At 36.6% G+C, this 15,622-nt stretch carries 12 protein-coding genes; 10 read left to right on the top strand and 2 right to left on the bottom strand.

Going from position 1 to position 15,622, the window contains the following annotated elements; translation table 11 throughout:
* Positions 1-143: 143 nt before the first annotated feature.
* Complete coding sequence (locus ACOWPH_RS20855; protein WP_096713117.1) at positions 144-3,737, bottom strand: beta strand repeat-containing protein; 3,594 nt, start codon at positions 3,735-3,737, stop codon at positions 144-146.
* A gap of 203 nt (positions 3,738-3,940) precedes the next feature.
* Here ACOWPH_RS20855 and ACOWPH_RS20850 point away from each other — a divergent pair, with 203 nt between their 5' ends.
* The 10 genes from ACOWPH_RS20850 (at position 3,941) to ACOWPH_RS20805 (ending at position 15,080) form a co-directional block, all read left to right on the top strand.
* Complete coding sequence (locus tag ACOWPH_RS20850) at positions 3,941-5,275, top strand: NB-ARC domain-containing protein (RefSeq protein WP_015217297.1); 1,335 nt, start codon at positions 3,941-3,943, stop codon at positions 5,273-5,275.
* 45 nt (positions 5,276-5,320) lie between these two features.
* On the top strand, positions 5,321-7,450 hold the full coding sequence (locus ACOWPH_RS20845; RefSeq protein ID WP_015217296.1) for a CHASE2 domain-containing protein: 2,130 nt from the start codon (positions 5,321-5,323) through the stop codon (positions 7,448-7,450).
* Positions 7,451-7,452: 2 nt separating this feature from the next.
* The gene (locus ACOWPH_RS20840; protein ID WP_042465477.1) at positions 7,453-8,151 is read left to right on the top strand and encodes a DUF928 domain-containing protein; all 699 of its coding nucleotides are present in this window, start codon (positions 7,453-7,455) and stop codon (positions 8,149-8,151) included.
* A gap of 27 nt (positions 8,152-8,178) precedes the next feature.
* Positions 8,179-10,464 (top strand): CHAT domain-containing protein, encoded by a 2,286-nt coding sequence (locus ACOWPH_RS20835; RefSeq protein ID WP_015217294.1) that lies wholly within the window; start codon positions 8,179-8,181, stop codon positions 10,462-10,464.
* 197 nt (positions 10,465-10,661) lie between these two features.
* The gene (locus tag ACOWPH_RS20830; RefSeq protein WP_015217293.1) at positions 10,662-11,324 is read left to right on the top strand and encodes an ATP-dependent Clp protease proteolytic subunit; all 663 of its coding nucleotides are present in this window, start codon (positions 10,662-10,664) and stop codon (positions 11,322-11,324) included.
* A gap of 121 nt (positions 11,325-11,445) precedes the next feature.
* Entirely contained in the window at positions 11,446-12,039 is a 594-nt protein-coding gene (locus tag ACOWPH_RS20825; protein ID WP_015217292.1) for an ATP-dependent Clp protease proteolytic subunit, read from the top strand.
* 186 nt (positions 12,040-12,225) lie between these two features.
* The gene (locus ACOWPH_RS20820; RefSeq protein ID WP_015217291.1) at positions 12,226-12,831 is read left to right on the top strand and encodes a J domain-containing protein; all 606 of its coding nucleotides are present in this window, start codon (positions 12,226-12,228) and stop codon (positions 12,829-12,831) included.
* A gap of 100 nt (positions 12,832-12,931) precedes the next feature.
* Positions 12,932-13,192 carry a MoaD/ThiS family protein gene (locus ACOWPH_RS20815; protein WP_015217290.1) on the top strand — a complete coding sequence of 87 codons (261 nt, stop codon included), beginning with the start codon at positions 12,932-12,934 and terminating at the stop codon, positions 13,190-13,192.
* 224 nt (positions 13,193-13,416) lie between these two features.
* On the top strand, positions 13,417-14,721 hold the full coding sequence (thrC, locus tag ACOWPH_RS20810; protein WP_015217289.1) for a threonine synthase: 1,305 nt from the start codon (positions 13,417-13,419) through the stop codon (positions 14,719-14,721).
* Positions 14,722-14,804: 83 nt separating this feature from the next.
* Positions 14,805-15,080, top strand: a complete 276-nt coding sequence (locus tag ACOWPH_RS20805; protein WP_015217288.1) for a MoaD/ThiS family protein — start codon at positions 14,805-14,807, stop codon at positions 15,078-15,080.
* Between the two features lie 39 nt (positions 15,081-15,119).
* On the opposite strand, the gene ACOWPH_RS20800 is transcribed toward ACOWPH_RS20805, so the two are convergent.
* Complete coding sequence (locus ACOWPH_RS20800) at positions 15,120-15,482, bottom strand: hypothetical protein (protein WP_015217287.1); 363 nt, start codon at positions 15,480-15,482, stop codon at positions 15,120-15,122.
* Positions 15,483-15,622: the final 140 nt, after the last annotated feature.

The raw sequence follows: 15,622 nt of genomic DNA, 5'->3' as shown, positions 1-15,622 counted from the left end.
ACTGATGAATAAAGGGATTTAGCATTGCTAAACCCCTACATCAATCCTGTATAGATATTAAATGCAACCTTTCTGGACTCAGAAATAAAACGCATTTTTATCAAGAAAAGGCATGAGAATTTAATGTTTTTCGCAGACTTAAATCAAGCATTAAAACCGTAAACTCTATACCCACTGTCTGCTAACATTGCAAAATCAATATTAGTAGGTGCAGTAGCTAAGTCACCATAAGACATGATTGAATTGACATTATCGGCAGGATGAACACCATCTCGCAGTGAAATATAAGAACCACCATTAGCAGTTCTTGTATATTCACCTTTAAATATAGGTGTTGAAGAATTGCTATAATCAATTAATTCTGGTTTTGCCCATAGCATCGCTAAAGCATGACCTATTTCATGGGAAAAAACTTCATATAAAAGTGAATCCGTCAAACTATCTTTAGCATCAATAACCACCATGCCATATCGTGGCAGTGATTCGGGATAATTTATCCAGCCATTACCAAGACCACTAGCATCATCCCATTGAGAAAAAACACCTACAAATATTACTAAATCATCAACATAGCGATTAGCTGTAAAATCAAATGAGTTATCAGGATTAAAGTTAGTCGGGTTTTGCATAGTAACAATTTCACTTTGATTTAAAGTCATAGCACTAAATTCATCAGCAATACGCACAGCCCAATCATCTGCCGCTTTTTTAGCAATTGTCTTTCTTGCAGATGTCCAGAAACCTAAATAGTCATTGCGGAAATCTAAATCAATATTAAATTTAGTATTATCTGGTGCATAAGTATTAGTAATCGTCCCTAAGTTGTAGCTACCAGTACCAGTTTTTCCGCCACTTAAATTGTAGCTAATTGTATTTCCTGAAGTGCGATTAGCACTAGAACCATCTACCTCAGCAATAAACCTTACAGTTTTATTAACATTCCAATTAGAAGGTGTAAAAGTTAGAGTTTTTTGCGTACCATTATCAATGATATTGTCAGCATCAATGGTTAGAAAACCACCGTGGTTAAAAGTCACAGTCACATTGCTAGTTGGTGCTTGACTTAAACGAATTCCAAATGTCCCAATATCTCCTTCCTTACCACTAAAGCTGAGATTGCTAATTTCAGCTAAACTACTCACAGAATCATTATCAGCAATTGTCACCGTTGCAGCTTTACTTGTTCCCAACGTATAAGCACTATTTGCAGCTAAAGTCAGGATGACAGTTTCATTAGTTTCAACTAAAGTATCGTTAATGGGATTAATATTAATAACTGCCGTTGATGCACCAGCAGCAAAAACCACACTACCTGTTAAGTTGTTGTAATCTGTTCCCTTGCTGGCAGTACCAGACACAGTGTAATTAACTGTTAATGATGAAGTTGTACTACCTGTGCGAGTAATTGTAAATTTACCAGGATTAGCTGTAATTCCAGTTGCTGTTTCTGCTGCATTTGCATCTGTAGCACTAATGGTGACTGTTGGTTTGTCATTATCAGCAATTGTCACCGTTGCAGCTTTAGTGGTTCCCAGAGTATAAGCACTATTTGCAGTTAAATTGAGGATGACAGTTTCATTGGTTTCAACTAAAGCATCGTTAATGGGATTAATATTAATAACTGCCGTTGATGCACCAGCAGCAAAAACCACACTACTTGTTAAGTTGTTGTAATCCGTTCCCTTGGTAGCAGTACCAGCTACTGTATAGTAAGCAGTTAAAGAATTAGCTGTACTCCCAGTACGAGTAATTGTAAACTTCCCAGGATTAGCTGTAATTCCAGTTGCTGTTTCTGCTGCATTCGCATCTGTAGATTTGATGGTAATTGTCGGTTTTTCCAGTTTGTCATTATCAGCAATTGTCACCGTTGCAGCTTTAGTTGTTCCCAGAGTATAAGCACTATTTGCAGCTAAAGTGAGGATGACAGTTTCATTGGTTTCAACTAAAGCATCGTTAATGGGATTAATATTAATAACTGCCGTTGATGCACCAGCAGCAAAAACCGCACTACCTGTTAAGTTGTTGTAATCTGTTGCCTTGGTAGCAGTACCAGCTACTGTATAGTAAGCAGTTAAAGAATTAGCTGTACTCCCAGTACGAGTAATTGTAAACTTCCCAGGATTAGCTGTAATTCCAGTTGCTGTTTCTGCTGCATTCGCATCTGTAGATTTGATGGTAATTGTCGGTTTTTCCAGTTTGTCATTATCAGCAATTGTCACCGTTGCAGCTTTAGTTGTTCCCAGAGTATAAGCACTATTTGCAGCTAAAGTGAGGATGACAGTTTCATTGGTTTCAACTAAAGCATCGTTAATGGGATTAATATTAATAACTGCCGTTGATGCACCAGCAGCAAAAACCACACTACCTGTTAAGTTGTTGTAATCCGTTCCCTTGGTTGCAGTACCAGACACAGTGTAATTAACTGTTAATGATGAAGTTGTACTACCTGTGCGAGATAAGGTAAACTTCCCAGTATTAGCTGTAATTCCAGTTGCTGTTTCTGCTGCATTTGCATCTGTAGCACTAATGGTGACTGTTGGTTTGTCATTATCAGCAATTATCACCGTTGCAGCTTTACTTGTTCCCAGAGTATAAGCACTATTTGCAGTTAAATTGAGGATGACAGTTTCATTAGTTTCAACTAAAGTATCGTTAATGGGATTAATATTAATAACTGCCGTTGATGCACCAGCAGCAAAAACCACACTACCTGTTAAGTTGTTGTAATCTGTTCCCTTGGTTGCAGTACCAGATACAGTGTAATTAACTGTTAATGATGAAGTTGTACTACCTGTGCGAGATAAGGTAAACTTCCCAGGATTAGCTGTAATTCCAGTTGCTGTTTCTGCTGCATTTGCATCTGTAGCACTAATGGTGACTGTTGGAGTTAGATTAGTAGTACCACTTAACCATCTACCAAACTGATTGTTCGCATCAACAACTGGTACAACTTGGACTGGAATTAACCCCGAACTTAATCCACGTTGTGCTAAAAGGGTAATAGTTGGCTCATCTCCCGTATCTTCATCGTAAGTTGTATCTGTCAGGGTAAGGCTGACAATATTTGCCTGGTCTAACAGTTCTGCGCTGAAGGTAGAAGTCGTTTCATCACCTCCAAAAAAGCTTGTGTGAGCAGCTTGAAACTCAAATGTTCCTCCTCCCCAAAATTCTTCTGGAATGGCTACTAATCTGGCACCGCTTGTTAAACCTGTGAAACCTTTGATTAAGATTCCCCTAGCTTTAGCAGTCGGGTCAGAAAATTGTACTTGCATAGTGGTAGATTGACCTGCACCAATTTGGCTAGATCCAATAAGAACTACATCTATATCTAAAGCACTTGAACTTTGAGCATGACTATCTGAAAGAATAAAACTGTCACTATTTTGACTAGTGTTAATGTTATAGGTTGTACTAGGGGCAAGAGTTAATGATACACTGGATATATTGTCCAATGGAGGATTATTTATTAATCCTGTTAAGGTGCTTTTGGTAGTATCAATTGGCCGATTAACTATATTAACAGTCTGGAAAACACTTTCAGGAGTGTACGTCAATACTGGCATGGAATCAATATTGTGATCCCATCTATTGATTAGTGTCTCATCTGCTAAGGTCAAAAATTTCTGTGAACCGAATCCTATCCAATCTGGTTGAATAGGATTTTCAAAATTGTGATTACCTAATCCAGAAAGAGAATTCAGATTAGCCTGATTTGTCACGTCTTGATTAATAAGCATGACTAAACTCCTATGAATGTATTGATTAGTAGATCAAAAGACAGGTGTGAGAGTTTGATTAATAATTTTTGTACTCATCTTAATGTTACAAAGTAAATCACAATTACATAACTGAGTAAATACTTAAAATTCTGGAATTTATTCAGTTATGTATATAAAATTCATACCAAGAACTGTTGTTTACACTGGTGTTAAATTTAGCCATGAATAGTGAAGAAGCATTAAGTTTATTGAATGATTTATTTAATAAGCAGAGTAAAGCGCCATTAACTTCGCTTGAAAAAGCAATTATTTGTCAAAGTTGGGAAGAGAAAAAATATGAAGAGATGACAGATATTGGTTATTCCTCTAATTATATAAGCAAGGATAGTGCGCCAAAGTTATGGAAGAAAATTTCTGATGTTTTAGGGGAGAAGGTCAGTAAAAATAATTTACGAGTAGTATTAGAAAATTTACCACCGAAAAAATCATTATCTAAATTAGAAACACAGGAAGAATTTGTTACGCAAAGTGCAAGTGTATCAGTTAATAATATTTCTGCTGTACAAGATTGGCGAAATATGGTTAATTTGGATATATTTGGACGTGATGAAGAATTGGCGATCTTGAAAAATTGGATTGTTAAAGATGAATGTCAATTGGTAGCAATTTCCGGTATGGGAGGAATAGGAAAAACCACATTAATAGGAAATTTTATTCAAGATTTAGTTAAAAATAAAGAGGATATATTTACCAAGATTATTTGGCTTTCTCTGGAATATTCCCCGACTTTAGAAAATCTTTTAACAGAAATTCTCGATTTACTTTCACCTGAGCAGCATTTAGTTCCATCTATTGCGAATCTGGTAGATAAGTTGCGATCGCATCGTTGTTTAATTATTCTTGATGCTGTAGAAAATATCTTTGCTGAAGATAGTTTAGCAGGTAAATATCGTCAAGGATATGAACAGTATGGTAATTTATTCAAACAAATTAGCAACTCTGAACATCAAAGTTGTTTATTATTAACAACTGTTGAAATTCCTAGAGAATTTTCTTTGTTACCAGTAATTAATAGTCCTGTACGTCTATTAAAACTTCAAGGTTTAAAAATTCAATCAGCGAAAGATATACTCCGCAAACGAGGGTTGACTGAAGAAGAAGGTTGGGAAACGTTAATTAAATTATATCGTGGTAATCCTTTAGCATTAAAAATAGTATCACCTATAATTTTAGATTTTTTTAATGGTAAAGTAATTAATTTTTTGGATGAGAATACTACCTTTGTTGGGCATATTGTGGAATTATTAAATAAACAGTTTATGCGATTATCTGATTTAGAAAAACGATTGCTTTACTATCTAGCTGAAAGAAAAAAACCGATCAATTTTGCTCACTTACATTCAGATTTTGATCAGAATCTCTCTAAGTCGCAATTACTAACAGTTTTGGAGTCTTTATTCATGCGATCGCTCATAGAAAAGAATACTGAAAATAGAGAATCTTTTTTTACTCTTCAACCAGTAATTCAAAAATATGTTCAGAATCATCATCATTAACCATAATAATTAATATTCTTCCTATAGTTCAAATGATCCAACATTATGTTTAATCCAGGGTTAATCATCAAAAATCGCTATCGGGTTATCAAACAAATAGGTCAAGGTGGATTTGGAAAAACTTTTGAAATTGATGATAGGGGTAAAATTAAAGTTTTAAAAGTCTTAGATTTGAAAAATTTTAGTAATTCCTCTCAAAGACAAACCGCTTTATCACTCTTTATGAGAGAAGCATCAGTATTAATGCAGTTAAATCATCCAGGAATTCCTAAAGTAGACAATGATGGCTATTTTATCTGGACTCATTCAACTGATGAGCAATACTATTGCTTAGTTATGGAAAAAATTCATGGAGAGAATTTAAAAGATTGGATGCACAAAAGAAATATGCAACCAATTAATCAAGATTTGGCTGTTGATTGGCTCAATCAATTATTAATAATTCTCAATTATCTGCATCAAAATCAATATTTTCATCGAGATATTAAACCTGCCAACATTATAATTAAACCAGATGGTAAATTGGTCTTAATTGATTTTGGTGCAGTCAGAGAAATTACATATACACTATTACACAAACTAGCGGCTAGCCATGACATTACTATTTTAATTTCACCTGAAGGTTACACACCTCAAGAACAAATTAATGGTAAAGCTTTACCGCAATCAGATTTATTTGCTCTTGGAAGAACTATGGTGTTTTTGTTAACAGGTCTAATTCCTGCTCAACTTCCTCAAGAGGAAGTTAATGATGAGTTAATTTGGCGAAATAAAGCGCCACAAATATCTTCAGAGTTTGCTGATTTAATTGATAATTTAATAGCTGTGTATCCACAAGATAGACCATCTAATATTGAAGAAATTAAGAAAACATTATCAAATTTAATAGTTTTAGAAAAAAGGCAAGAAAATTATTTTTTGAATAAAATTAAGCATTCAAAATTAAACAATATTTATAATATTCGATTGTTGTACACAATGGCGAGTCAAGTATTAATAACAAGTATAGTTATAGGAATTAGATCATTGGGTTGGTTGCATTTTTGGGAACTAAAAGCTTTCGACCAATTCTTATCATTACGTCCTCTGGAAAATAAAGATGATCGAATTTTATTAGTGACAGCAGGTGAATCAGAAATTAGTAAATACAAATATCCGTTACCAGATGAAATTTTATTAAAAGTTTTGCAAACATTAGAATCTTATCAACCGGAAGTGATTGGTTTAAATATATATCGGGATTTTCCAATTAAAAATGATGCCAAATTATTATTACCCCAATGGCAAAATAATCAAAAATTAATTACTACTTGTTTTGTTAGTGGTAAAAATTCTCCAGAAGCACCAGGAATTTCTCCTCCTTTTGGTGTTCCAGAAGCAAGAATTAGTTTTAATGATGGAATTGAAGATGCTGATGGAATTTATCGCCGAAATTTATTATTTTTACCTCTAGTTTCCAGTTCCAAATGTTCAACACGACAATCTTTAAGTTTTGTACTGGCAGAACGTTATTTACAAGCACAAGGTATCTACGCACAAACAACAGCAGATGGTTATTTACAATTAGGTAATGCCATTTTTAAACCCTTAAAGCTAACTCCTGGTATGTATCTAAAATCTCAATTAGGTGGTGAGCAAATTCTATTAAATTTTCGTCAAACCAAGAATATTGCTGATACAGTATCTATCAGTGAATTATTAGAAGGTAAGGTTAAATCAAATTTAGTTAAAGGTCGCATTGTTTTGATTGGTATGACTGACCAAAATGCACCTAAGTTTAAAGTTCCTGATATTAATAAAGTATTTTCTGACGGTGAAATATCAGCTTTAACGATGCAAGCACATATGACTAGTCAAATTCTGAGTACAGTAATTGATCATCGAATTTTATTATCAGTTTGGACTCAATGGTCTGAGATCGCATGGATACATGGATGGTCTATTTTAGGTAGTTTATTAGCTTGGCATTTCCGGTCTTGGTTAGAGTTATATATAGGTATATGTAGCCTAATTTCTATATTATACATATTATGTTATATTATTTTCTCACAAGGATTTTTGATTCCTTTATTACCATCAGCTTTAGGTTTAATTTCAACAAGTTTAGCTGGCTTATTACTAAAAAATTCTACAAATAAAGCAGTAAATTTTTCTAGTTTAGTGATTGGTAAATAAATATGAAATATAAATTCATATCTTTCTCTTGGTTGATGTTAGCTTTAGGATTTTTTGGCTTTAATTACCCATCATTTGCACAAACTATATTAGATTATAAACCACCAAAAAGTGAGGATGAACCACCACCTACAAAACCACTAGGAACTCGTCCGGGATGTAAATCTGAGCAAATGACGGCTTTTAAACCTAAATATGATCTGGGATTAACTATTAATGAACGTCCGACTTTTTGGGTATATGTTCCTTATTCTGCTAAGTTACCACATTCGGCAAGATTGATTATTTGGAATGGACAACAAAATAAAGTTTATGAAACTAGTTTTCAGTTGAAAAATACACCAGGAATTATTGGGGTTCGTTTACCTGAAAATGCACCAAATTTAGTAAGTGGAAAAACCTATGGATGGGATTTTTGGTTTAGCACCGATGAAAATAATTGTAAATATTATGTCAACTGGTGGATTAAGCGTGTACAAGTATCTGATGATCTAGAAAAGAAAATTAATCAAGCCAAGACAGTGCGCGATCGCTTGATAATTTATGCAGAATATGGTGTGTGGCATGATCTTTTTACTGATTTAGCAGAACTATACCGCATCCAACCTCAAAATCCTCAAGTACAAGCTGATTGGAAAACTTTATTACGGGATAAAGATGTAGATTTAGATAAATTTATTTCTGAACCAATTGTTAAGTAAATATTACTCAGGTTTTTTGAGAAAATTATGAATATGCTGATGTTAAAACGATTTTTTACGCTCTTGACTTTAGTTATTACTTGCAATACTTTTTATTCAGCAAAAGTTTTAGCTCAAAATTCCGATCAAATTATTATACCTATACCTGAAGATGCCACAATTACAGATCCTTTTGGCAGAAATTACAAGGTTCCTAACCCATCACAAATTTATCCTATTAATGATTTCACTCCTCAACAAGCCATAAAAATATTTGAGGAAAGTTTAGCAGTAGCTAGAAGAGAAAGAGATGCACACGCTGAAAGTTTAGCTCTAATGAATTTAGCTAATGTCTATACTATGTTAGGTGATTTTGGTAATTATCAAGCTTATTTAGAAGCAGTGAAATTTTTTGAGCAGAGTTTAAAAATTAGACATCAATTGCAGGAAAAAGATGGAGAAACAATAACTTGGTTGAATTTAGGTAACGTTTATCACCGATTAGGGAATTATGAACTCGCAATAACAGCTTATGAAAAAAGTTTAGCGTTAGCTAGACAAGTAAATGATTATTGGTTAATGTCTGGTTCTCTACGAGGTTTAAGTTTCGTATACAGCAAGCAAAATAATTTTCCCAAGTCTCTAGATTATTTACAGCAAGCTTGGAAAGTTGCTAAACTGATGAATTCACCTCAACAAAATTTTTCGTTTTTGCATGATTTGGGATATGCTTTTTTTCGAGCTAATAGACTCAAAGATGCCAAAGACACACTTTATCAAGGAATTGAAAATTGGGAATCATTAATTAGTCAAGCTACTAATACAGATGCGGAAAAAATTACGATTGGAGAAGTACAACAAAGTTTAATTTATCGCACACTCCAAAGAGTTTTAGTAGCTGAAAATAGATATGAACAAGCACTAGAAATATCTGAAAGGGTAAGAACAAAAGCTTTTTTGGAATTGTTAAATCAACGTTTTCCAGGATATTCTACTGCCCAGAGTTCATCTCTTCCTAATATTGAATTATTAAAGAAAATTGCCCAAGAGCAACAAGCAACCATAGTAGAATATTCAATCATAGAAGATCAAAAAATAGATAAAGGTATCGGGAAGCTGGAACTAGGAGAAATATTTATTTGGGTGATTCAACCTAATGGTCAAGTTAAGTTTCGTCGTAGTGATTTTAAAGCAGGATTAGCCAATTACAATCGCACCAATGCTCCTTTGCAAGAATTGATTGTAGAAATGCGTCAATCTTTAAGAATAGATTCTGGTCGCGGTATTCCTAATCGAGCAACTCCCCAAATAGGAGAAATAGTAAGATTAGAAGGTAGACCTATTGAGTTTAAATATAAAGTAGAGAGAATTGATCAACAAAAAGGTACTATATTTTTACGTCCAGTTAATGCTGATAATAATGACAGACCAGCAAAAGAATACTTACTGACCGAAATAATTACAGATAAATCAATATATCCAAGTTTAAAAAAATTACATGAATTGCTGATTGAACCAATTGCCGAATTTTTACCAACAAATCCTGACGCTAAAGTAATATTTATTCCAGAGAGAGTATTATTTCTTGTTCCTTTTGCAGCACTGCAAGATAATCAAGGTAATTATTTAATTGACAAACATACAATTTTAACTGCTCCTTCTATACAGGTGTTGAATTTTACTAATCAACAACGACGAAAAGTGCAGAAAGCTGGATTGAAACAAGCGGTAGTAGTAGGTGATCCGACTATGCCGTTTTTGGATTCTATAGGAAGGTTGCCGAGTTTACCGAATGCCAAGATAGAAGCAGAAGCGATCGCTAACTTATTACCCTATCAAACGAAACTGCTCATCGGCAAAGAAGCAACAAAACAAAAAGTTGTAGAATTAATGCCCAAAGCGAGAATTATTCATTTAGCTACTCACGCATTATTGAGTGATCTCACAGGGGGAAAAATACCAGGTGCGATCGCACTTACTCCCTCACCCAGAGATAACGGTTTTCTTACTGCTGAAGAAATTCTTAACCTGCGCTTAAATGCAGAATTAGTTATTTTAAGTGCTTGTGATACAGGACGAGGTAGACTAACTATAGATGGAGTAGTAGGTTTATCTCGCTCCCTTATCGCTACAGGTGTTCCTAGTGTCATTGTCTCCTTCTGGTCAGTTCCAGATGCCCCTACAGCACTATTAATGAAAGAATTTTATCAAGAATTTTTACATAGAAACCCTGATAAAGCCAAAGCATTAAGAATAGCAATGTTAAAAACAAAAACACATCATCCAGATCCAAAAGATTGGGCAGCCTTCATTTTAATTGGTGAAGCAAAATAGAAACTAAAGTGTAGTATTGTCTCTACAGACCCATTGTCTACACCTTATTTATTGAAAAAATAGCATAATATTCAAAGCATCCATCCCCGCAATCCAGCTATATTGACCATGAGTGAGAAATCCACACCCTAAATCACCCAAACATCGCGCTAGGATGTAATACAGTTAACGGCATAGTTTCAGGCGATTCAGTTGCTATGGACATTTCCCCCATCAAGGCTGTACAAGCCCCCTATTACGGCGATAATTTCTACCGGACACCACCGCCAGATTTACCTTCCCTGCTATTGAAGGAGCGAATCGTCTATCTAGGAATGCCACTGGTTCCTGCTGTCACGGAATTGATAGTCGCTCAATTGCTTTATTTACAATCCGACGACCCCGAAAAACCAATTAAAATCTACATCAACTCAACAGGCACATCTGGTTACAGTGGCGAACCTATCGGTTTTGAAACCGAAGCCTTCGCTATCTATGACACCATGAAATACATTAAGCCCCCCATCCACACTATCTGCATAGGTTCGGCAATGGGTATGGCGGCGATGCTTCTAAGTGCTGGTACAAAAGGTTGTCGTGCTAGTTTGCCCAATTCCAATATTATCCTGCATCAGCCAAAGAGCTACGCCCAAGGCCAAGCAACGGATATTCAAATTCGGGCTAAGGAAGTTTTGGCAAACAAAGCATCAATGCTTGATATTCTCTCTCATACCACGGGACAGGAAGTAGCAAAAATCTCCAAGGATATGGATCGTCTTTTCTACATGACTCCTTACCAAGCGAAGGAGTACGGTTTGATTGACCGCGTGTTTGAGAAAGAAGAACTCGCCAATCCCCCACTCCCTGCAAGTGTGCTTTAAGAAGGTGACAGGTGACAGGTGACAGAAAAAAGGCAAAAGTTTATTTTCCCTATTCCCTATTCCCCTATTCCCTATTCCCTATTCCCTATTCCCTTGACTAATTACAAACGGAGTAACGAAAATGCCTATAGGCGTTCCTAAAGTTCCTTACCGGATGCCCGGAGGACAGTATACAGACTGGATTAGTATTTACGATCGCCTTTCCAGGGAGAGAATCATTTTTCTGGGAAGAGACGTTGATGACGAAATCGCTAACCAAATTATTGCCATCATGCTTTATTTGGACTCAGATGATCCAGGTAAGGATATTTTCTTATACATCAATTCCCCAGGTGGCATGGTAACATCTGGTTTGGCAATTTATGACACCATGCAACACATCAAATCTGATGTTGTCACCATTTGCGTTGGGTTAGCTGCTTCAATGGGTTCTTTCCTGTTAGCAGCTGGAACTAAGGGCAAACGCATGGCTCTACCTCACTCCCGGATTATGATTCACCAGCCTTCCGGTGGTACTCGTGGTCAAGCATCTGATATCGAAATTGAAGCTAGAGAAATTATCCGCATTCGTCACCAGTTAAATCAAATTTATGTTGATAACACTGGCCAAACTTTAGCCAAAATTGAAAAAGACATGGATCGTGACTTTTTCATGTCTGCTCAAGAAGCTAAGGAATACGGCTTAATTGACCGTGTGATTGAAGAACGCCCGTAGAGTGAGGCAGGGGGCAGGGAGCAGGGGGCAGAGGAGGCAAATGCATTATAAGTACTCTCCCTCATCTCCCCAATCCCTAAAAAGTGTCAATTTTGAACTTTAAACTATAAATTTAGTTTTTATTATTTAGATTTAAGCTTTAATGCTAATAACTAAAATAAATTATTTGCTCACTGATAGCTCAAGATGGACCTTGGAGATTGCTACCGTTTATTGGGACTAAGGTCGGGAGCCTCTTTTGCTGAAATTAAGTCGTCTTACCGCCGACTGGTGCAGCAATACCACCCCGATATTAACCCAGATGATGAAAAGTCTAAAGACAAATTTATTGCTTTGACGGAGGCTTATAGATTCCTGCAAACGGTGATACCGCCAGAGGCAATAACCTCAAAATCCAGTAGTTCATCAACTTCTGTACGTAGTTATATTGAGGTGGAATCTCAGGAGTCAGCAGCAACAACAACTGTAATGCCCCACCCACCTACTCTAGAGGATATAGAACAACGGTTAAAGTGGAAAACTTATGAGCAGTTGCAGCGGTTTTTGCAAGCAAGACGTTTTCCTCAAGCGATCGCTCTTGTGGAAGCTCTAGCTGCTAGATTACCACTAGATATAGAAGTGCGCCAATGGCAAGCGATCGCTTATCAAATCTGGGGAAGGGCGCTAATTGCTGATAAACAATTGCCAAAAGCGAGAATTTATCTAAAAAAGGCTTTAAAGACAGATCCTCACAATAAAGCTCTGCTTAACGAAATCCAGCAAGACTTTCAGCAGTTGGGGATTAAATTTTAATACTTGATCATCATCTTGACAAAAAATTACATAATTACGTTATTTTACAGAAACTCTTGACCGGTAAATAAGGAAATGAATTAGGGTGTAGAAAAATTGTATGTCGAAATCTGCAATTACCGTAACCGTTAAGTTGTTCGCTGCCTATCAAGAGGCTTATGGTGTGAGTGAACTAGTACTCGATTTTCCTGATGGTACACCAGTAAAGGCGGTATGCGATCGCTTTATTACTGAACACCCAGAACTCTCACAATGGCGTGATGTTACCCGTTTTGGGATTAATTTAATCTTTGTGGAACCAGACACCCTACTAGAAGATAGTGATGAAGTTGTCCTCATTCCTCCCGTTAGCGGTGGCTGAGGATTGAGTACCGAGTACCAAGTACCAAGTACCAAGTGATTGACTCGGATTTACACTCGTTACTTTCCTGTTCTCATCCCCCCTATGTCTTTCATCCTCTTCATCTCCCCCACCTTTTCGTTATAGAAAACATATCCGATAAAAATAGTCGGGTATGTTTGACGTGTATTTTAGGGCGTGCTAGAGTAATCCAAAGTTGACGGATATACGGGGACAGCTAGTTTATGACTCAGGCAATTGCAAACTTAAACCAAGCAAACACTTCTATACTGCAAGCCTTGAAGTGTAAGGAATGTGGAGCAGAATATGAACTCAAAGCTAGTCATGTTTGTGAATTGTGCTTTGGTCCGCTAGAAGTCAAATATGACTACGATGCTTTACGTCTTTCCGTCAGCCGAGAAAAAATCCAAGCTGGGCCAAATTCAATTTGGCGCTACCGTCAATTTTTACCAGTTGCTACTGATAATGTTATAGATGTGGGAACGGGGATGACTCCCTTAGTGCGATCGCACCGTCTCGCCCGTCGCCTGGGATTAAATAAACTTTATATTAAAAATGATGCCGTCAATATGCCCACCCTGAGCTTCAAAGATCGGGTGGTGTCAGTTGCACTTAGTAGAGCTAGAGAATTAGGTTTTACTACAGTCTCTTGTGCCAGTACAGGCAACTTAGCAAATTCCACAGCAGCGATCGCTGCCCATGCCGGTTTAGACTGTTGTGTATTCATCCCCTCCGACTTGGAAGCAGGTAAAATAATCGGTAGCTTAATTTACAGCCCAACCCTCATGGCTGTCAAAGGCAATTATGATCAAGTAAATCGTCTCTGCTCAGAAGTTGCCAACACACACGGTTGGGGTTTTGTCAATATTAATTTACGCCCTTATTATTCCGAAGGTTCCAAGACATTAGGCTTTGAAGTAGCAGAACAACTAGGTTGGGAATTACCAGATCATATAGTTGCTCCCCTAGCCTCTGGTTCTCTGTTCACCAAGATTTATAAAGGTTTCAAAGAATTTGTAGAAGTCGGCTTGGTAGAAGGTAAAAACGTCCGTTTCAGCGGCGCTCAAGCTGAAGGTTGCTCTCCCATTGCTAAAGCCTTCAAAGAAGGACGCGACTTTATCCAGCCAGTCAAACCAAACACAATTGCAAAATCAATTGCTATTGGTAATCCAGCTGATGGCGTTTATGCAGTGGAAATAGCTCAGAAAACTGGCGGTAACATTGAATCAGTCAATGATGCAGAAATAATCGAAGGCATGAAGCTACTGGCAGAAACAGAAGGTATCTTCACCGAAACAGCTGGCGGTACAACAGTTGCAGTCCTGAAAAAATTGGTAGAAGCTGGCAAAATTGATCCAGATGAAACTACAGTGGTTTACATTACTGGCAATGGTTTGAAAACCCAAGAAGCAATTCAAGGCTACATAGGCGAACCTTTGACAATTGATGCCAAACTAGATAGTTTTGAACGGGCTTTAGAAAGATCCCGGACACTTGATCGCTTAGAATGGCAACAAGTCCTCGTTTAATCATTTGGCTTCGATAAATCATAGTAGGGGTTTAAAATTGGTAAACCCCTAAACACTAACCACTGAAAATTAAAGTCGAAATTATGGCTGTAACTGTTTTAGTTCCTACTGCTCTGCAAAAATTTACAAATAATCAAGCTACCCTAGAATGCAATGGCAGCAACATCACCGAATTATTTGAGTCCTTAGAAGAAAGCTGTCCTGGTATCAAATCACGTTTATGTGATGAAACTGGTAAGCCAAGACGGTTCTTGAATTTGTACGTTAACAGCGAAGACATCCGCTTTTTAGAAGGAACAGAAACATCTTTAAAAGATGGTGATGAAGTCAGCATCGTTCCCGCTGTTGCAGGTGGTTGAGGTATCTAAAAATCAAACCTCCCCCAGTTTGCGGGGAGTTTATGATTTGGGTATGGTCAGTTGTTGCTGCCATTCCTGATTGCTTTCTATATCATTCAAAACGATACGTTGATAGGATTCGTTTTCTAAGTCAATCGTTAACACACTACCAAAATCATTTTTTCTGGTGACATACCAAAATTCCTTACCTCGGTCTGTGTAGTAAGTTCCAGCTTTAATCAGACCAGGTACAAAACTACCAGGGGCGCGGATTTCTTTCCAAGTATTAGGTGGTAGCTCTGTTGTTACTTGCGTGATATGGGTTAGCGGTATTTGCCAAACTTTGTGAAAACGAACAGCTAAAAGTTGCTCTTTTAAAGAAAATTCTATTTGTAAAGAGTCGTCAACTATACTTAGGTGCATAAAATCAAAAGGTGCAAAAAGATTAAAGTACGTATTTGGTGAGCTTTTTACTGACAACAATCAATTTTTTAACTCGATTTTATTCAAAAACCTATCATCATATACTTTGCAAGGTTACAATTTGAGCTTTTGCTTAAAGG

This window comes from Anabaena sp. PCC 7938, from assembly GCF_049315035.1.
GTDB lineage: Bacteria > Cyanobacteriota > Cyanobacteriia > Cyanobacteriales > Nostocaceae > Anabaena > Anabaena cylindrica.
Note: the sequence above shows the minus strand (reverse complement) of the source record. Positions and strands in the feature narration are given on the sequence as shown.